Source organism: Arthrobacter sp. 01T414 (assembly GCF_056398965.1).
In genome coordinates, this window is record NZ_JBFTQK010000004.1 from 434824 (window position 1) to 453201 (window position 18378).

Annotated in this window: 18 protein-coding genes; 3 read left to right on the forward strand and 15 right to left on the reverse strand. The window is 69.5% G+C overall.

Going from position 1 to position 18378, the window contains the following annotated elements:
* Positions 1-35: 35 nt before the first annotated feature.
* Positions 36-869, forward strand: coding sequence for an alpha/beta fold hydrolase (locus AC1DK9_RS12125; protein ID WP_476861310.1), 834 nt, complete (start codon positions 36-38; stop codon positions 867-869).
* Between the two features lie 21 nt (positions 870-890).
* On the opposite strand, the gene AC1DK9_RS12130 is transcribed toward AC1DK9_RS12125, so the two are convergent.
* The 15 genes from AC1DK9_RS12130 to dacB all read right to left on the reverse strand — a co-directional run bounded on the left by AC1DK9_RS12130 (position 891) and on the right by dacB (position 16289).
* Positions 891-2426 carry an MDR family MFS transporter gene (locus AC1DK9_RS12130; RefSeq protein WP_476916069.1) on the reverse strand — a complete coding sequence of 512 codons (1536 nt, stop codon included), beginning with the start codon at positions 2424-2426 and terminating at the stop codon, positions 891-893.
* A 169-nt stretch (positions 2427-2595) separates the two neighbouring features.
* On the reverse strand, positions 2596-3483 hold the full coding sequence (gene panC / locus AC1DK9_RS12135) for a pantoate--beta-alanine ligase (protein WP_476916070.1): 888 nt from the start codon (positions 3481-3483) through the stop codon (positions 2596-2598).
* A gap of 1 nt (position 3484) precedes the next feature.
* Positions 3485-4405 (reverse strand): Rossmann-like and DUF2520 domain-containing protein, encoded by a 921-nt coding sequence (locus AC1DK9_RS12140; RefSeq protein ID WP_476916071.1) that lies wholly within the window; start codon positions 4403-4405, stop codon positions 3485-3487.
* Positions 4398-5936: a PH domain-containing protein gene (locus AC1DK9_RS12145; protein ID WP_476916072.1), complete on the reverse strand. Its 1539-nt coding sequence runs from the start codon at positions 5934-5936 to the stop codon at positions 4398-4400. The genes AC1DK9_RS12140 and AC1DK9_RS12145 overlap by 8 nt, the downstream gene beginning before the upstream one ends.
* A 10-nt stretch (positions 5937-5946) precedes the next feature.
* The gene (locus tag AC1DK9_RS12150; protein ID WP_476861316.1) at positions 5947-6459 is read right to left on the reverse strand and encodes a PH domain-containing protein; all 513 of its coding nucleotides are present in this window, start codon (positions 6457-6459) and stop codon (positions 5947-5949) included.
* Positions 6440-6964: a DUF3180 domain-containing protein gene (locus AC1DK9_RS12155; RefSeq protein WP_476916073.1), complete on the reverse strand. Its 525-nt coding sequence runs from the start codon at positions 6962-6964 to the stop codon at positions 6440-6442. The genes AC1DK9_RS12150 and AC1DK9_RS12155 overlap by 20 nt, the downstream gene beginning before the upstream one ends.
* Positions 6961-7515 (reverse strand): 2-amino-4-hydroxy-6-hydroxymethyldihydropteridine diphosphokinase, encoded by a 555-nt coding sequence (gene folK / locus AC1DK9_RS12160; RefSeq protein ID WP_476916074.1) that lies wholly within the window; start codon positions 7513-7515, stop codon positions 6961-6963. Before folK ends, AC1DK9_RS12155 begins: the two co-directional genes overlap by 4 nt.
* Positions 7512-7871: a dihydroneopterin aldolase gene (folB, locus tag AC1DK9_RS12165; RefSeq protein WP_476916075.1), complete on the reverse strand. Its 360-nt coding sequence runs from the start codon at positions 7869-7871 to the stop codon at positions 7512-7514. The genes folK and folB overlap by 4 nt, the downstream gene beginning before the upstream one ends.
* Before the next feature lie 12 nt (positions 7872-7883).
* Positions 7884-8831, reverse strand: a complete 948-nt coding sequence (gene folP / locus AC1DK9_RS12170) for a dihydropteroate synthase (protein WP_476916076.1) — start codon at positions 8829-8831, stop codon at positions 7884-7886.
* A gap of 12 nt (positions 8832-8843) precedes the next feature.
* Positions 8844-9500 carry a GTP cyclohydrolase I FolE gene (gene folE, locus AC1DK9_RS12175; protein WP_476861321.1) on the reverse strand — a complete coding sequence of 219 codons (657 nt, stop codon included), beginning with the start codon at positions 9498-9500 and terminating at the stop codon, positions 8844-8846.
* A 9-nt stretch (positions 9501-9509) separates the two neighbouring features.
* On the reverse strand, positions 9510-11576 hold the full coding sequence (gene ftsH, locus AC1DK9_RS12180) for an ATP-dependent zinc metalloprotease FtsH (RefSeq protein WP_476916077.1): 2067 nt from the start codon (positions 11574-11576) through the stop codon (positions 9510-9512).
* A gap of 200 nt (positions 11577-11776) precedes the next feature.
* Complete coding sequence (gene hpt, locus AC1DK9_RS12185; protein WP_146336115.1) at positions 11777-12328, reverse strand: hypoxanthine phosphoribosyltransferase; 552 nt, start codon at positions 12326-12328, stop codon at positions 11777-11779.
* Between the two features lie 29 nt (positions 12329-12357).
* Positions 12358-13395, reverse strand: a complete 1038-nt coding sequence (gene tilS, locus AC1DK9_RS12190; RefSeq protein ID WP_476916078.1) for a tRNA lysidine(34) synthetase TilS — start codon at positions 13393-13395, stop codon at positions 12358-12360.
* A 98-nt stretch (positions 13396-13493) separates the two neighbouring features.
* Positions 13494-14624 carry a zinc-dependent metalloprotease gene (locus tag AC1DK9_RS12195; protein ID WP_476916079.1) on the reverse strand — a complete coding sequence of 377 codons (1131 nt, stop codon included), beginning with the start codon at positions 14622-14624 and terminating at the stop codon, positions 13494-13496.
* A gap of 150 nt (positions 14625-14774) precedes the next feature.
* Positions 14775-16289: a D-alanyl-D-alanine carboxypeptidase/D-alanyl-D-alanine endopeptidase gene (gene dacB, locus AC1DK9_RS12200; RefSeq protein WP_476916080.1), complete on the reverse strand. Its 1515-nt coding sequence runs from the start codon at positions 16287-16289 to the stop codon at positions 14775-14777.
* 151 nt (positions 16290-16440) lie between these two features.
* Between dacB and AC1DK9_RS12205 the strand changes: the two genes are divergently transcribed.
* Together AC1DK9_RS12205 and AC1DK9_RS12210 are read left to right on the forward strand one after the other, a co-directional pair.
* A complete protein-coding gene (locus AC1DK9_RS12205) occupies positions 16441-16932 on the forward strand; it encodes an inorganic diphosphatase (RefSeq protein ID WP_056736593.1) in 492 nt (163 codons plus the stop codon).
* Between the two features lie 119 nt (positions 16933-17051).
* Entirely contained in the window at positions 17052-18377 is a 1326-nt protein-coding gene (locus AC1DK9_RS12210) for a carboxylesterase family protein (RefSeq protein WP_476916081.1), read from the forward strand.
* The last annotated feature ends 1 nt before the right edge of the window (position 18378 follow it).

Below are 18378 nucleotides of genomic sequence, written 5' to 3' on the forward strand. Positions count from 1 at the left end.
TGTGCGGTTCCGGGCGCCTCGGCTAGGCTCGGAGCATGACCCGCGAGAACATCAAAACCCCCGACGGCGGAACCCTCGAGCTTTTCAGCACGGGCGCGGAGCTGACCGAGGCGGGTTCCGGCGTCGTCGTCGTGCCGGCATCCATGGTGACGGCGGCCGACTACACGCGTTTCGCGCAGAAGCTCAGCGCCGCCCTGGGCCGGCCGGTCCACACCTTTAACCGCCGCGGCCGCGGCTCGTCCTCCCCGCAGCCGGAGGACTACACGCTGGACGTGGACATCCGCGACCTGGACGCCGTGATGAAGCACACCGCCAGCACCGACGTCTTCGGGCACAGCTTCGGCGGCGCGGTGGCGCTGCACGCCGCACGCACCCTGCCGGTGGAACGCCTGGCCGTCTACGACCCAGCTGTGTCGGTGAACCACAGCGTCACCGCGGACTGGATTCCCGAATACGAACGCCTGACCGCATCGGGCGACGACGACCGCGCCCTTGCGGTGCTGGTCCGCGGCTTGGAGACCGGCAGTGCCCTGTCCCGGATGCCGCTGTCCATGCTCACCCTGGCGAACAAGCTCACCGCCGGCACGCCGGTCGGCAAGCAGCTGCGCGAGCTGATGCAGACAGGCGTACGCGAGATCAAGGCGATCATCGCCGCCGACATGCCGGCCGAGCCGTTCCTGGAACTCCCGCTCGAGACGCTAATCGTTGTGGGCGAAAAGAGCCCGGCGTACTTCGGCGTGGCCTGCGGGCAGATCCATGACGTGCTCTCCGGCTCCAGCTACACCATCCTGCCCGGGATGGGTCACGACGGCGTCAACAAGGCACCGGACAAGCTCATCGCCGAACTCAGCGAGTTCTTCGCAGGCTAGGGCAGGCCAGGGGCCGCGTCCCTAGTGGGCTGCCGGGCCGGCTGTCCCCTCGGTCTTGCGCATCAGCACCGAGAGCACGACGGCGGCGAGCGCGATGGCGGCCGCCGTCAGGAACGCCGCGTGCATCCCGGCGACGATGCCGGACCCGGCCGAGACAACCGCGTAGATCGACACCAGCAGTGCCGTGCCGGCCGCGCCCGCGACCTGTTGAAGGGTGCTCATGATGGCCGAGCCGTGCGAGTACAGGTGCGGGGGCAAGGGGTTCAGCCCGGTGGTGAAGGCGGGCGTGAACAGCAGCGCCAGGCCCAGGCTCAGTGTCACATGCAGGGCGATGATCCAGCCCACCGGCGTCTGGGCGTCCAGCCGGGAGAACTGCCAGAGCGAGAGCACCATCAGCACCGATCCCGTGACGGTCAGCGGCAGCGGGCCGAACTTGTCGAAAAGCCGGCCGATGACCGGGCCCAGCAGGCCCATCGCGAGGCCGCCCGGCAGCAGGGCGAGGCCGGTTTCCAACGACTTCAGCCCGCGGACTTCCTGCAGGTACAACGGGAGCAGGATCACGGCCCCGAACAGGGCAATCATCGCGACCACGAGCAACAGCACGGACACGGAGAACATCCGGAAGTTGAAGGCCCGCAGGTCCAACAGCGGCGCGTCGGACTTCTGCAGCCAGAGCTGGCGCAGGACGAAGGCCAGCAGCGCCACGACGCCGACGGCGAGCGCGGCCACCGCCGGGGTTCCCGGGCCCGCCGTTCCGCCGCCGATCTGGCTCAGGCCGTACACGACGCCGCCGAAAGCCGGGACGGTCAGGACGACGGAAAGCGCGTCGAGCCGGGGCTTCTCGTTTTCGCCGATGTTCCGCAGGAATTTGGCGCCGATGCCGAACGCGAGCAGGGCGATCGGCAGGACGAACACGAACATGAACCGCCAGGAGAAGTGCTGCAGGATCAGCCCGGAAACCGTCGGTCCCATGGCCGGTGCCACCGAGATCGCGATGCTCACGTTGCCCATCACGGCGCCGCGGCGTGAGACGGGGACCAGGGTCAGGATGGTGGTCATCAGCAGCGGGAGCATGATCGCGGTGCCGCCGGCCTGGACGATCCTGGCCAGGAGCAGGACTTCGAAACCGGGTGCCAGGGCTGCCAGCAGGGTGCCCGCGGAAAACAGCCCGATCGCCAGCATGAAGACGGCGCGGGTGGAGAGCCGCTGCAGGATGAAGCCCGTGGTGGGGATGACCACCGCCATGGTCAGCATGAAGCCGGTGGACAACCACTGCACCGTGGGGGCATCGACCCGCAGGTCAACCATGAGCCGCTGCAGCGCAACGTTCATGATGGTTTCGTTGAGGATCACCACGAAGGTTGCCACCAAAAGGGTGGCGATGATCGTGACGGACTGCCGGGACAGCTTCTCCGGACCGGCCGCCGGGGACTCCGCGTGCGGCGGGGCCGCCACGCCAGCGCCGTCGGACCCGCCAGCGCCGGTGCGCAGTGGCTGCGCTGGGTTTTCCCTGAGGTCGGGGCTTTGCCTGAGATTGGAAGGGGCGTCTGCTGGCATGGTGATCCCCTTGGGAGTCGGCGTGGGTTGGGGCGAACTACGTCGCCGCTGACTGAAGTGCAAACCATCGAGACCGGGGACTAATTCCCGCCGTGGGAAGACAACGCGGGGTCAGATCCGGCCGATGTTGGGCCGCCGGACGGGCGCTAGGTGACCCCGCGTTGCAGGGCTAGGAGTCCAGCGGCACGTTGTCGATCAGCCGGACCGGGCCCACCTTGGCCGCAATGAGAACCAGGCCCTCGCCGCGGAACGGGGTCTCGCGGCAGTTCTCCGCGAGCGGCTCCAGGGTGCGCGGGTCCACGACGTCGAAGTAGTCCAGCGCCACGAGGGGCTGGGATTCCACCAGAGCCCGGGCGGAGTCCAGGTCGAGGGGTTCGTGGGCGTTGGCGCGTTCCTCGACCAGCCGCAGCGCCCGGGACAGCACCAGGGCGGCCTCGCGTTCCTCGGCTGAGAGGAAACGGTTCCGGCTGGAGAGCGCCAGGCCGTCCGCGGACCGCACGATCGGCACCGGGACGATGTCCACCGGAAAGTTCAAGTCCGCCACCATCCGCTGGACCAGGGCCAGCTGCTGGGCGTCCTTCTGGCCGAAGTAGGCCCGGTAGCTGCTCTGCCCCACGGCGGGGAGGCCGTAGTGCAGCAGCTTCGCCACCACGGTCAGGGCGCCGTCGAAGTGCCCGGGTCGGGAGGCGCCCTCCCACTTGTCCGCCAGCACGCCTGCGGTGATCCGCACGAGGGGTTCGCCGCCGGGATAGACCTCCTCGACCGCCGGCGCGAAGGCGATGTCCACGCCTTCGGCCTCAAGCAAGGCCAGATCCGCCTCCAGCGTCCGCGGGTAGCGTTCCAGATCCACGGCCTCGCCGAACTGCAGCGGGTTGACGAAGATGCTGGCCACCACCACGTCGTTTTCCGCGACGGCGGTGCGCGCCAGCTGGGCATGCCCCTCGTGCAGGGCGCCCATCGTCGGCACGAGGCCCTGCGAGGTGCCGCGCTTTTCGGTGACCAGGCGTGCGCTCTCGGCGCGCAGCTGCGCAGCCGTAGTCACCAGCTGGATTGCCATCTCAGGGTCCTTCCTCAGGAATCGGGCCGTCGGCGTCTGGGTTATCGAGCGCCTGCCGGATGCCGTCGATTTGCTCCGGCTTCAACAGCCCTCGGCTGCCCGCGCGGCGGGCCGTTGCCCGGGCCATGGCCAGGTACGCCTCCAGAATATCGCCGCCGGAGCCGCCATCGAGTTCGCGCAGGGCCGCCGAGTGCGCTGCGACAGTGCCCACATCCCCACGCGCCACCGGGCCGGTCAGCGCCGCCTCGCCGGAGGCAAGGGCGTTTTCCAGGCTGGCCCGCAGCAGGGGTCCCAGCATGCGTTCGGGGGCATCGACGCCGACTTCGCGCAGCAGTTCGGACGCCTGGGCCACAAGGGTGACCAGGTGGTTCGAGCCGTGCGCCAGTGCCGCGTGGTACACAGTGCGGTCAGCCTCGGCAATCGCAACGGGCTCGGCGCCCATTTCCACCACGAGGGCCTGGGCGATTGGCAGCATGGCCGGATCGGCCGTCACCCCGAAGCTGCAGTCCAGCAGCCGGGTCAGGTCCAGGCTCATGCCGGTGAAGGTCATGGCGGGGTGCAGCGCCAGCGGGATGGCTCCCGCGGCGCGGACCGGGCTCAGGATGCCGACGCCGAAGCGTCCCGAGGTGTGGGCCACAAGTTGGCCGGGCTGCCAGGCGCCGAGTTTCGCGAGGCCCTCCACGAGCGGGCCGAGGGCGTCGTCCGGGACGGCGAGCAGCACCAGTTCGGCCCGTTCCACGATGTCCTGTACGTCGAGGATGGGGACGCCGGGCAGCAGGGTTTCCGCACGTTCACGGCTCGCGTCGGAGACGGCCGAGACCCCAACGACGGCGTGCTCGGCGGCGCGCAGGGCGGCACCCAGGACGGCGCCGACCTTGCCGGCTCCGATGATTCCGACGCCCAGGCGTCCTGGCTTAGCCATGCTGCGGCCCTTCCTTTGGTGTGGGTACGAGGTGGCCGGCCTGAGCGAGCCAGTGTTCGCTGGTCTGTTGTTTCCGCGCGGTCCGGGCACGGGCGGCCTGCGCGTCCAGCAGGGCTCTGCCCTCGTCCAGTCCCGCCTGCACCAGCCGCGGTGCGACCGGCCCGGCGGTGGTGTGCAGGACCAGGTCCGCCACCCGGAAGCGCCGGGCCAGCGGGCCCTGCTGCAGTGCGATCGACTGGGTGCGTTGGTGCGGGACGAGCACGAGATGGCGCCACCACCGGCCGGAGCGGATCAGCAGGGCCGTGTCCGTCGCGGTGAAGCCGTTGCGCCGCCAGCCCAGCGGTGCGAGGAGCCGGGCCCGCCGCGGCGTGGTGACGAAGCCGCCGTCGTCGCCATCGGACTGGCCGGGGCCGCCGGAGGACGCCAGCCCGTTCAGCCCCGCGGTGAAGACGCGCACCGGATCCGGGGTGCCGGGGTCCGGCAGGACCAGCGCGAGCATGGTGAACATCTCGGCCAGCGTTCCGACCGGCAGCAGGGTGGTCCGGGAGGAGTGCTCGCCGTTGCTGCCGGATGTGCCGTAGCCGGCGACGTTGACCTGCATCCGGTACCAGCCGAGGAACCGCCAGAGCGGCGGCTGGCTGACGCGGACGGCCTGGATCCGGCCCGGCGGCAGGGTCTGGGCCTGGGTGTCCAGCAGGCCGTAGCGGAGCCGGATGCCGTCCGGGGAAATGGCGGCAGTGAAGTTGTAGCCCTTGTTGAAGGAGTTCCAGTACGCAGCGGCCAGGCCGAGGCCGGCCGGGATCAGGTAGAAGTAGAAGCTGCGGTTCTCGGTGAAGGCGGAGAGCAGCACCGACGCCACGGCACCGAGGACGATCACGACGCTTTGCTCGCTCAGCACCAGCGACCCCAGCAGGCGCGGCGGCGGCACGGTGAGCACGGCGTGTTCCGGCGCCTCTTCGGCGATTCCCGCCTGCTGCCCCGCTATTCCCGCCGGCGACGCCGACGACGCCGACGACGCCGCGTCGGCGGCACCTGACGCGCGGGCGGCCCCCGATGCGCGCGCAAGGATGGTCGCGCGGAGCTGGCGGGCCTCGTCCACGCGCAGGTAGGCCAGGTGCACCGCCGACTGGCCGGCGTCGGCTACCTCGAACCTCAGCTCGGCGAGTCCGAAAATCCGCGCCAGCAGGGGCTGCACGACGTCGATTGCCTGCACCCGGTCCAGCCTCGCCTGGCGCTGTTGCTTGAACAGGAATCCGGTGTTGACCCGCACGTACCCGTCGGCCACCTGGTAGCGGGTGAAGTACCAGCTCAGCACGAAACCGGTCACGGTCAGCAGCAAGACGGTGCCGCCACCGACCAGCAGCCACGGCGCCCGTCCGGCGAACCGCTCGTCAAAGACCGGCCCGCCCTGGAGCAGGCGTTCAAAGGCATCCCTTCCGAAGAAGAAGAACGTCGCGGCCACCGCCACCCAGCCGCGCACGAACGGCGACGCCGGATGCACGCGCTGCCAGCTGTCCTGTGTGGTCCTCACGGCGCGGCCGTCACAGTCCGGCCAAACGGGCCTCGCCGCGGGCGGACAGCTGTTCGCGCAGCCGCGCCCCCTCCGCCGCGGGCAGGCCTGGGATCTCCGCGCTGGTGCCGGCGGAAGCGGTGTGAAGTTTAAGGGTGCACAGGCCGAGGCCGCGCTCCACCGGGCCGGCCCCGATGTCCACGTACTGCATCCGCCCGTACGGCACCACAAGCACGCGCTGGAAGAAGATGCCGCGGCGGATCAGCAGGTCATCCTCGCGTTCGGCGTAGCCGATGGACCGCACCTGGCGCGGGATCAGCACGAACCGCCAGAGGGCCAGCAGGAAGGCCGCGGCGGGCAGGGCAACGGCGAGCCAGAGCGGCGGCCAGTCCCACGCCCCGTTCAGCACCAGCACCAGCGGTACGGACAGCACCGCGACGGCAACGAGGTTGGCCAGCGCCCAGCCCACCAGGCGCACCGTCACGTACCGCGGGGACACCCGTCGCCAGGCCAGGCCGGGCGGGTCAATCGCCTCGGTATGCATATTCGCCCTCAGCCTTGGGTTTGCCGCGCTTGCCCTGCAGGCCGGGGGTGCCCTCGGCGTCGCCGTCCTCGGGGGGAATCCGGCAGAAGCGCTCCACCACCAGTCCCACCACCACCATGACGAGGCCCCCGCCGGCCATGGCCAGCGTCTCCCAGGTGATGGACTGCCCACTACGCACCGACCAAAGCCGCAGCTGGTCCAGGAAGATTCCGGCGTGCCAGCCCAGCAGCACGGTGCCCGTGTAGGCGCACGCCTGGGCGAGGACCAGCGTCCACGCGGCCAGGATCGGGTTGAGCATTTTCTTCTTCTTGCCGTTGCGCCAGCGCAGCACCCGGATGCCAAGGATCAGGGTCAGGACCACGATCACGCCCATCGTGAGCAGCCCGGTGAGCGGCAGAACCGGGGTGTCGAGGCTGTAGCGCCCTGAAATCAGGGAGCCAAGCCAGCCCAGCACGGCGAGGGCGACCGCGATCAGGAGAAGCAGCAGCGGGCTGACCGGCTTCACGGCGCCTCCACCGGCGCGGCCCCGGCCGCGCTGTTGAAGTCTTCGAACCCGTCGAACGGCGCGAGGTCCGGGAAGTCGGCGGCCTTGGCGGCCAGTTCGCCGACCCGTTCGCCGTTGAGCTCCGCCGTGGGGTCGATCAGGGACCAAGGGTAGAGCACGAAGGCGCGCTCCGCGGCGCGTGGGTGCGGAAGGGTCAGTTCCGGGTCGGAGCTCACCACCTCGCCGTAGGTGATGATGTCCACGTCCAGGGTGCGCGGACCCCAGTGGACGTCACGGACCCGCAGATGCTTCCGTTCCACCGCGTGGCAGTGCCGCAGCAGTTCCTCCGGGGACAGCGAGGTCTCCACGGCAACGACCATGTTCAGGAAGTCAGGCTGGCCCGGCGGGCCGCCCACGGCCTTGGTCTGCACGATCGGCGAGATCGCCAGCAGCCGCACCTCCGGCGGGTCGACGAGGTCGGCGACGGCGGCCGAGAGCGTGTCGTTGCGCTCCCCCAGATTGCTGCCGAGCGCGATCACGGCGCGGGTGTAGGGCACCGCCTGGGGGCTCATGGCCGGTCCCGGTGGACGCTGACGGACACATCGCCGAAGTCGACCTCGATCGGCGCCTTCGGCTTGTGCACGGTGATATCGACGGCGGCCACCGCGAAGCGGCGCAGCACGTCATCGGCAATCCGCACGGCCAGGGCCTCGATCAGGTTCAGCGGCTCACCGGTGATCCAGCCGCGGATGCATTCCGCCACCTCGCCGTAGTGCGCGGTGTCCCGTACGTCGTCGCTGGCGGCAGCCGGGCCGAAGTCGAGATGCAGCACGGCATCGACGACGAACGGCTGGCCGTCCCGGCGTTCAAAATCGAAGACTCCGTGATGCCCGACGGCGGTGACGCCGCTCAGCGTGATCCGGTCCATGGGGCAGCCGTCTCAGCCGTTGCCGGGCACGGCCGGCGCCGCTTCGGCGCGCGGGGCCGGGGCGATCCGGGCGGCGACCTTGACGGCGTCGAGGCTTGAACCGACGTCGTGCACCCGGACAGCCCAGGCACCGCGGAAGGCGCTGATGGCGGTGACGGCGGCGGTGGCTGCGTCGCGTTCCTGCGGCGGGGAGGCCTTGCCGGCGACGGTGAGCAGGCTGCCGAGGAAGCGTTTCCGGGAGGCAGCAACCAGGACCTTGTGGCCCATGGCCTGCAGCACGTCGATGTTCTGCAGCAGTTCCCAGTTCTGCGATTCATTCTTGGCGAAGCCCAGGCCGGGATCCACGATGATCTGCTCCGGCGCGGCGCCGGCGGCGTACAGCTTGTCCCGCACGCCGGCGAGCTCTGCGGCGACGTCCCGGGCCACGTTGCCGTAGTCGGTCAGCGAGTCCATGGTTTTCGCGTCGCCGCGGCGGTGGGTGAGGACGTAGGGCGCCTTGCTCCGCGCCACCAGCTCGACCATCTCCGGTTCAATCGTGAGGCCGGAGACGTCGTTGATGATCGTGGCTCCGGCGGCCAGCGCGGCCTCGGCGGTGGCGGCGTGCGTGGTGTCGATGCTGACCAGGGCGCCGGCCTTGACCAGCGCCTCGATCACGGGAAGTACCCGCCGCTTCTCCTCCTCAACGCTCACTTCCGCGGCGCCGGGGCGGGTGGATTCCCCGCCGACGTCGATGATGTCGGCGCCGGCGTAGTACATCCGCAGTCCGGCGGCGACGGCTGTGTCCGCCGTCGCGTGCAGGCCGCCGTCGCTGAACGAATCCGGCGTGACGTTCAGGATCCCCATTACAAGCGTGCGGTCCGTCGGCAGGTCCTTGAAGCTCGCGGCCGGGCGCGGCTTGCGCAGCACGGGCAGCGGCGAGGTGGCAGGTCCTGTTCCAGGGGCTGCGGCTAGGGAGTCCATAGTGAGTTCTTGTTACCTTCCAAGGATGAGGCTCATGGCTTCGGCGCGGGTGGCCGGGTCATGCAGTTGCCCGCGGACCGCGCTGGTCACGGTCTTGGCGCCGGGCTTGCGGATGCCGCGCATCGACATGCACAGGTGTTCGCATTCGACCACGACGATCGCGCCGCGCGGCTTGAGGTGGGTGACGAGGGCTTCGACGATCTGGGTGGTCAGCCGTTCCTGAACCTGCGGGCGGCGGGCGAACATGTCCACCAGCCGGGCCAGCTTGCTCAGCCCGGTGACCTTGCCGTCGTGCGAGGGGATGTAGCCGACGTGCGCGACGCCGTGGAACGGAACCAGGTGGTGTTCGCAGGTCGAGTAGAACGGGATGTCCTTGACCAGGACCAGTTCCTCGTGGTCCAGGTCAAAGGTGGTGGCGAGGATTTCCGCCGGGTCGTGGTGCAGGCCGGCGAACATCTCCGCGTAGGCCTTGGCCACCCGCTTGGGGGTGTCCAGCAGTCCGCTGCGGTCCGGGTCCTCGCCGATGGCGAGCAGGATCTCGCGCACCGCCGCCTGGATCCGCGGGCGGTCCACCTTGGAAACGGGCTGGCCCGCGGCTTCCGCCGGCTCCCCTTCGGAGAGGGAACCGGCGGAGGCGGAAACGTCGTCGTCGTCGAAGTAGGAAGTCACAGAAGAAGCCTAGCCGGGATGGACGTCAGGCCCGAGATCCGTGACGCCGTCCTGGAACGACTCCTGTCCGGGTACGCCCTGGGCGTGCGGCGGGCGGGTGTCGAGCGGCTCCTCGAGCCGGGCTTCCTTGGCTTCTTCCTGGGCTTCGCGTTCGGCCTTCTCACGGCGGGACTCCACCGGACCGACGGCCTGGATCGGCCGGCTCTCCTTGGAGAGCCAGATTTCGCGGAAATCGCGCTTGCGGATGTCAGCGAAGACCTGGGCGATCTCGGCCTGGTTCAGGGTTTCGCGTTCCAGCAGTTCCAGTGCGAGCTGGTCCAGCACGTCGCGGTTCTCGGTCAGGATCGCGTAGGCCTCGTCGTGCGCACCCTCGATCAGGCGGCGCACTTCCTCGTCCACGACGTAGGCGATCTGGTCCGAGTAGTTGCGCTCGTGGCCGGCGTCGCGGCCCAGGAACGGCTCGCCGCCGCCCTGGCCAAGGCGCACGGCACCCACGCGTTCGCTCATGCCGAACTCGGTGACCATCTTGCGTGCGATCCCGGTGGCCTTTTCGATGTCGTTCGAGGCGCCGGTGGAGGGGTCGTGGAAGACGAGTTCCTCGGCCACGCGGCCGCCCATGGCGTACGCCATCTGGTCCAGCAGTTCGTTGCGGGTCACGGAGTACTTGTCGTTCTCCGGAACCACCATGGTGTAACCGAGGGCGCGGCCGCGCGGCAGGATGGTGATCTTGGTGACCGGGGCCGAGTTGCGCAGTGCCGCCGCGACCAGGGCGTGGCCGCCCTCATGGTAGGCGGTGACCTTGCGCTCGTGTTCCTTCATGACGCGGCTGCGCTTCTGCGGACCGGCCATCACCCGGTCGATTGCCTCGTCGAGGGCCCGGTCATCGATCAGGTTGGCGTTGGAGCGCGCCGTCAGGAGGGCGGCTTCGTTGAGTACGTTCGCGAGGTCGGCGCCGGTGTAGCCGGGGGTCTTCTTCGCGACGGCCTTGAGGTCGACGCCGGGAGCCATCGGCTTGCCCTTCGCGTGCACCTTCAGGATCTGGTCGCGGCCGATCAGGTCCGGTGCCTCGACCGAAATCTGGCGGTCGAAGCGGCCCGGGCGCAGCAGGGCCGGGTCGAGCACGTCGGGCCGGTTCGTGGCCGCGATCAGGATGACATTGGTCTTGACGTCGAAGCCGTCCATCTCCACCAGGAGCTGGTTGAGGGTCTGCTCGCGTTCGTCGTTGCCGCCGCCAATGCCCGCGCCGCGGTGACGGCCGACGGCGTCGATCTCATCCACGAAGATGATGGCGGGCGAGTTGGCCTTGGCCTGCTCGAACAGGTCGCGGACGCGGGAGGCGCCCACGCCGACGAACATTTCCACGAAGTCCGAACCGGAGATGGAGAAGAACGGCACGCCGGCCTCGCCGGCGACGGCGCGGGCCAGCAGCGTCTTGCCGGTGCCGGGAGGGCCGTAGAGCAGCACGCCCTTAGGGATCTTGGCGCCCACGGCCTGGAACTTGGCCGGTTCCTGGAGGAATTCCTTGATTTCCTGGAGTTCCTCGACGGCCTCGTCGGCGCCGGCGACGTCGCCGAAGGTCACCTGGGGCATGTCCTTGTTAACCATCTTGGCCTTGGACTTGCCGAACTGCATGACCTTGGAGCCGCCGCCCTGCATCCGGGAGAGCAGGAACCAGAAGAGGACACCCAGCAGCAGCACCGGGACCAGCAGGGAGAACAGGCCGGAGAACCAGTTGCTTTCCACCGGCTGGTCGGTGAAACCGCTCGGTGGCTTGGCCGCGGTCACGGCCTTGACGACGTCCGCAGCACGGGCGTTGACGAAGTAGAACTGGACGTTCTTGCCCTTGTCCTGGCCGTCAATCTGGATGTCGTTTTTCAGCACCAGGTCCACGCGGTTCTCGGCGTCGAAAATCTTGGCCTGCTCGACCTTGTCGCTGGCGGCCAAAAGCGCCAAGCCCCGGTCCGTGTCGATCCGGACGGAGCCGCCCGGGGCCAGGGTGGCAAAGGCCAGCAGGAGCATGCCGATAACAACGACAATCCAGATGCCCGGGCCCTTGAAGAAACTCTTAGCTTTCATCTGATCGGGGGCTCGCCCCGTCCCTCCTGGTAGTGCTGCACGGCGACCGATCTGCGCGCGTGTGGTGCTGCGTCAGGTTCTAGCTATACACCGTCGCAGTAAGTCACGCACGGTCATGGCTAAAAGTTCCCTGTCGGCGTAGCGGAGGGCTTTGCGGGTGCAGGCCAGGCTCAGCGTCGAGCCGGAGGGAGTGTGCCGGTCTACTCGTAGACGTGCGGTGCGAGGGTGCCCACGAAGTCGAGGTTGCGGTACTTTTCGGCGTAGTCCAGGCCGTAGCCGACGACGAATTCGTTGGGGATGTCGTAGCCGACGTACTTGACGTCGATCTGGACCTTCGCGGCGGTGGGCTTGCGGAACGCGGTGCAGATTTCCACCGAGGCCGGGCCGCGGGACTCCAGGTTGGTCTTGAGCCAGGAGAGCGTGAGGCCGGAGTCGATGATGTCCTCGACGATCAGGACGTCCTTGCCCATCAGGTCGGTGTCGAGGTCCTTGAGGATGCGGACCACGCCGGAGGACTGGGTGCCCGAGCCGTAGGAGGAGACGGCCATCCAGTCCATCGAGACGTGGCTGTGCAGCGCACGGGCCAGGTCCGCCATGACCATGACCGCACCCTTGAGCACACCGACGATCAGCAGATCGCGTCCTTCGTAGTCCTTGTCGATCTGGGCAGCGAGTTCAGTGATCCTGGTCTGGATCTGCTCCTTGGAGTAGAGAACGTGCTTGAGGTCTGCCTGGACGTCGTTTGAATCCACCAATGGCTCCTGTGTAGATGCGGGTGCGACTATTCTTGGGGCGGTTTTTGAGGCCGGAATACAAGCTTCCCACAGCGGGCGCCCTCACGGGGAACGCCGGCGGGGCCGGACTGTTCGGCTGCGAGCAGTTCCGCGAGCGAAAGCCGGTACACGCTCACGCCGCCTGGCAGCTCCACCGGTCCGGCGGATCCCTGCCGGCGCAGCAGCTCTTCGGCGGCCAGCAGCCGCTGGTAGCTGGGCTGTTGACCGCCGACGGCGGCGGCGGCCTTCGCGATCACCCGGAACCTGAGCGCGGGTGCCAGTTCGCGAAGCTCGGCCTCGGGCAGGCTGAGGTCTGTCCCCGAACGGCTCTGCAGCCGGAGATAAGTGTCGTTGGCCACATCCTCGAGGTAATCGGCGTCGAGCTGCAGGATCGACGCCGTCCTGGCCAGCGACTCCGCGACGCCGGGCCCGAGCTTTTCTTCCAGCATCGGCAGCACCTCCACCCGGGTGCGGGAGCGGGCGAAGGCGGGGTCCTCGTTGCTCGGGTCGTGCCACGGGTCCAGTCCCTCGACCGCGCAGATTTCCAGGGTTTCGGCCCGGCGCAGGCCCAGGAACGGGCGGAGCAGGCGGCCCCGCACCGGCCGCATCCCGGCGAGCGAGCGGGTTCCGGAGCCGCGGGCCAGTCCCAGCAGGACCTGTTCGGCCTGGTCATCCAGGGTGTGGCCCAGCAGGACGGCCGCGGCGCCGGTATCGTCGGCGGCGGCCTCGAGGGCTGCGTGCCGGGCGTCCCGCGCGGCGGCCTCCGGGCCCATCCCGGTGGCGGCAACGTCAACGGTCCGGAGCTGGACGGGGTCCAGCCCCAGCTCCTCCAGCGTCCTTACGGTCGCCGCCGCCACGGCCGCGGAGCCGGGCTGCAACTGGTGGTCGACGACGACGGCGCCGACGGAGATCGGGTGCCCGTCAACGTGCCCGCGGCGGCCAAAGTAGGCCGCGACGGCCGCAAGAGCCAGCGAGTCCGGGCCGCCGCTGCAGGCCACCAGCACCCGCCCGGGGTAGCCGGCGTCGGCGAGGGAGTTCTGCAGCATTTTCCGCGCCTTGCCGACGACGGGCGCCAGCCGGCCCGGCCGACGTCGTCCGCCGGAAGCCGCCGGAAGGGACGGTGGGGTGGATGGTGCCACGTGGTCTAGAGCCCCATCCGTTCGAGCCAGAGCTTGGAGTCGTGGATTTCGGGTTCGGTGGGAAGGCGGTCGGCGGACTCCCAGACCTTGTTGAAGCCTTCCATGCCGGCGGCGTCGACCACTTCGCGGACAAATTTCGCACCGTCGGTGTATTGCCGCATCTTCGCGTCGAGGCCGAGCAGGCTGCGAATGAACTTCTCGATGGTGCCGCGGTCCTTGCCGCGGGCGTTGAAGCGCTGCCGGATGGTTTTGACCGAGGGCACGATGCTGGCGTCCACCGCATCCATCACCACGTTGGCGTGGCCTTCCAGCAGGCTCATGACGGCGGTGAGGTGTGAGATCGCGGCCCGTTCCGCGGGGTCCTGCAGCAGATCCAGGATTGCTCCGCGGCCGGGAGCGGCCCCGTTGCCGGACCGGTCCTTGAGGGCCCTCGCGGCCGCCGCGGCCCGTTCCATGATCGAGTCGACGTTGCCCAGCAGGTGCTGGCTGAGGTCTTCGATTTGTTCCAGCATGTGGTGCCGCAGCCAGGGCGCGGCGGCGAACTGCACGCGGTGGGTCTGTTCGTGCAGGCACACCCAGAGCCGGAAGTCCTCGGGAGCGACATTGAGCTCACGTTCCACCGCGACGATGTTGGGCGCCACCAGCAGCAGCCGGCCGGCGGCGGGGGCGGTGGAGTTCTCGGCGAGCGCGGAAAAGGGGTCGTACTGGCCCAGGACCTTGCTGGAGAGGAAGGCCAGGATCGCGCCCAGTTGGCTGCCGGTGATTGCGCCGCCGACGCTCGCGGCGCCCGGGGTCACGGTTCCGCGGCGGCCTTCGAGCATCTTTTCGATGGCGGGCTGGAGCATCACGGCGAAGCTCTGCGTGTTGGCTTTGGCCCATGAGGCGCGGTCCACCACCAGCACGGACGAGTCCCGGAGGTCCCGGGCGGCCTCGAGTCCGGTGATGTCATGCACGCGCGGCACCGAGATGTCCGCCATCAGGCGCAGGTTCTCGACGGCGGCGCCGATCTCCTTGGACCCCAGCGACGGCCCGGCCGGGGTGAGGCGTGCGGCCGTGGACGCGGCGAGGTCCCAGTTGATCAGGGCCTGGGCCTGGGATTTCGTGTCCGGTGATGTCTCGCGCGAAGAGGACTCCATAGCCCCCATCAGATCACAGCGTGCCCGGGGTGCGCCTTAAATTCGTCGGGCGGCGAACGGGCAGCCGGCGCCGGCCGGTTCGACGGTTCCCTGCAGGATCGACGTTTCGAACCGTCGTGTGCGCAGGGAACCGTCGAATCGGCGGAGGGCTTAGCGGCATCCGCAGGCGGCCAGGACCGAGGCGGTCCGGTCCAGCGCCACCTTGTTCCCGGCAGCCCCCGGGGTGAGGCCGTTGCCGATGAAGGAGAAGACCAGCAACCGTCCGTCCGCGTCCACGACGTAGCCGCTGAGGGCGATCACGGTGTTCAGCGTTCCGGTCTTGGCGCGGACCAGGCCAGCACCCCGGGAGGTGCTGGTGTCCATGTACCGGCTGCCGAGCGTTCCGGTCAGCCCGGCCACGGGGAAACCGGCCAGGGCGGAGCGGAGGCGGGTGTCCGTGCCGGTGGTAATGGCGCGGACCACGGCGGAGATCTGCCGCGCGGAGACCTTGTTCTCGAGGGTGAGCCCGGCCAGGTCGGCCATCCGGAGGGTGGCCAGCGGTATTCCCAGTTCCTTGAGCTGCTGCAGCACGGCGGCGCGGGCGCCGTCGTTGCTGGCCGGTTTGCCGCTGGCCACGGCCACCATGCGGCCGATCACCTCGGTGAGGTAGTTATCCGAGGTGCGCAGCATCAGGTCCACCTGCTGGCTGACGGTGGCGGACTGCACTTCTGCCAGGACTTTCCCCGCCAGGCTGCCGGGGGACGCGGAGGGCTTGGGCCCGGCCGCCAGCCTGGCGACGCCGGCCCGCACCCTAAGTCCCGCACCGGCACCCGCCGCCGAGAGCCGGGCCGCGAACGCCTCGGCAGCGCTCATCGCGGCATCCCGGGGGCGGGGTCCGGCGGTGACGGCCGGGTCGAAGCGGGCGGAGTTCAGGGCCAGCGGGAACAGCGGCGCCACCTCGCCGGCGGCCACGTCGTCCGGGCTCCACGCCGGGTTCAGCGACGGGCCGCTGAACAGGGAATCATCCAGCAGCACGGTAACCGGGCCGGAGACGCCCGCCTTCCGCAGTGCGTCGGCGGTGGACTGCGCGAGGGTGGCGAGCCCGGCGTGGCCCAGGACGGCATCGGCCGCGGACTTACCCGCGCCCAACAGCACGTCTCCGCCGCCGGTCAGCACCACCGTGCCGGGCGTGCTGCCGGCCACGACCTTGGTGCTGAAGCGCCGGTCCGGGCCAAGGGTCCGCAGCGCGGCGGCCGCGGTCAGGAGCTTGATGTTCGAGGCGGGGGCGCGGACCTCATCGGCGGATCGGTCGAACAGCACCTTGCCGGTGCGGGCGTCCTGGACGAGTCCGCTGAAGGACCCCGCGCCGTCGGCCTTGAGCGTGGCACCGAGCAGGCCGGCCAGCCTGGCGGCATCCGGCAGCGGCGCCGCGTCACTGAGCGGTGTCATGCCGCCCGCGGTTCCCGCACCGCCGTCGGGGGCGCTGAGGCTCGCGGGCATTTGCTGCCACGGGCCGGCCGCGGCGGGCTCGGGAACGGGCGCCGGTCCGCGGAATCCGGGGCTGACCGCCATGCCAGCCGGGACGGCGAGCGCCAGGATTACCAGGGTCAGGAGCAGCATCGGGAAGATCCGCCCGATCCTTCCGGGCGCCGGAGCCGTGCCCTCATGGCTCGTTCTGCGTTTCATGCTGCTGCTGGTCCTTTAGTCCCGAAATGTCCCCACTAGTTCCTGAAACCAGGGCCTGTCGCTATATCCTCAATAATAGTCGGCGGCACCGGCGCTGTTTTTTGGACGCCCTGTGTGCCGCGCACCCCCTGAATCCGTCGAGGAGCATTCCATGAAGCATGACGTGACCATCGAGATCCCCAAGGGATCGCGCGTCAAGTACGAAGTCGACCACGAGACCGGCCGCGTCCGCCTGGACCGCGTCCTGTTCACCTCCATGCAGTACCCCACGCACTACGGCTTCTTCGAGAACACCCTGGGCGAGGACGGCGACCCGCTGGACGCCCTGGTGCTCCTGCAGGACTTCGACCTCTACCCGGGCGTAATCGTCGAGGCCCGCCCGATCGGCGTGTTCAACATGACCGACGACGGCGGCGGGGACGCCAAGGTCCTCTGCGTGCCGGCCGACGCCCGTTTCGACCACATCAACGAGATCAGTGACGTCAACGAGTTCCTGATCAAGGAAATCGAGCACTTCTTCACCCGCTACAAGGACCTGGAGCCCGGCAAGTGGGTCAAGGCCGAGGGTTGGGGCGACCGCGCCGCGGCCGAAGCCGAACTCGAAGCGTCGATCAAGCGCTTCGTCCCGGGCGCCGGACACTAGTCCCCCGCCCGCGCCCCTGGGGCGTGAACTTGAGGCCCCGAATCTCCGGATTTTGGGGCCTCACGTGTATGTCCGCGCTTTGCCAGTCGCGGCTCAGGAAAGTGTGAAATCGTTGGTTCATGCCTGCGGATCCCAGCTTTAGCCCGCCCTGCGGCCCGGTCACCGGGTGGCGGGACGGCGACGTCGTGCGTGCCACCGGCATCCCCTACGCCACCGCGGCGCGTTTCCAGCCTCCGGCGCCCGCGCCCGACTGGCGCGAGACTTTCACGGCCACCACCCTCTCCCCGGCCTGCCCGCAGGCTCCGGTCCCGTTCCTGGACGACATCCTCGGCACCCGCTACGGGGAACTGCCGGGCAGCGAGGACTGCCAGCGGCTCTCCGTCACCATGCCGGCGGAGCTGCGCGACGGCGAAGGCGTGCCGGTAATGGTGTGGCTGCACGGCGGCTCCTACACCTCCGGTTCCGGCGACCTGGCGATCTTCGATCCCCGCGCCCTCGTCGCCGAAAACCGCGTGATTGTGGTCTCCGTGACGTACCGCCTGGGCCTGTTTGGCTACCTGGCAACCGGAACCGGCCGGCCAGCGAACCTTGGGCTGCTGGATCAGCTCGAGGCGTTCCGCTGGGTGCAGCGCAACATCGCTGCTTTCGGCGGTGATCCGGGAAACGTCACGGCGTTCGGGCAGTCTGCCGGCGGGGACGCCGTCGCCCACCTGATGGCGACGCCGGAGGCACCCACGCTCTTCCGGCGGGCCATCATCCAGAGCGCGCCGCTGGGCATCACCCGCGGCCGGGACAAGATGAGCCGCGCCATGGGCGTCGCCGCGGAAGCCGTCACCGAGGACACCCCGGCGATGGACGTCGTGGAGATCGAGGGCCACGTTTCCCAGGTGGCCCGGAAGTTCGGGCTGATCGCGGCGATGCCGTTCGGCACCCAGTACGGGCACGCTCCGCTGCCGCCGGAGTCCGGCATTGAGGCCGCCTGGAACGCCACGGCAGCCGGGATCGAGGTCCTGATCGGGCACACCTCCGAGGAAGCCAGGATGTTCCTGCCGCGCAACCCCGCGGTCAGCCGGGTGTCCGGGATCCCGGTGCTCGGGACCGCCGTCGTCAAGGCCATCAACTGGGCCGTGACGGAGGCGGTGTACGGCCGGGCGGCCAGGCGGTTTGCCCGGCGCCATGCCCGGGCGGGCGGCACTGCCTACCGCTATCTGCTGTCCTGGGCCGCTCCGGGAAACCGCTACGGGGCCGCGCACACCGTGGATTTGCCGCTGCTGTTCGGCGACGAGCAGACCTGGGCCGGGGCGGGGCTGCTGGAGGGGGCCAGCTGGGAGGACATCAACGTCACCGGCAAGGAATTACGCGCCCTGTGGGCCCGGTTCGCATCCGGCGACGGGCTGGACGACGACGGCGTGATCCCTGGCGGCCTTCGCTACCGCAAGGTCTGAA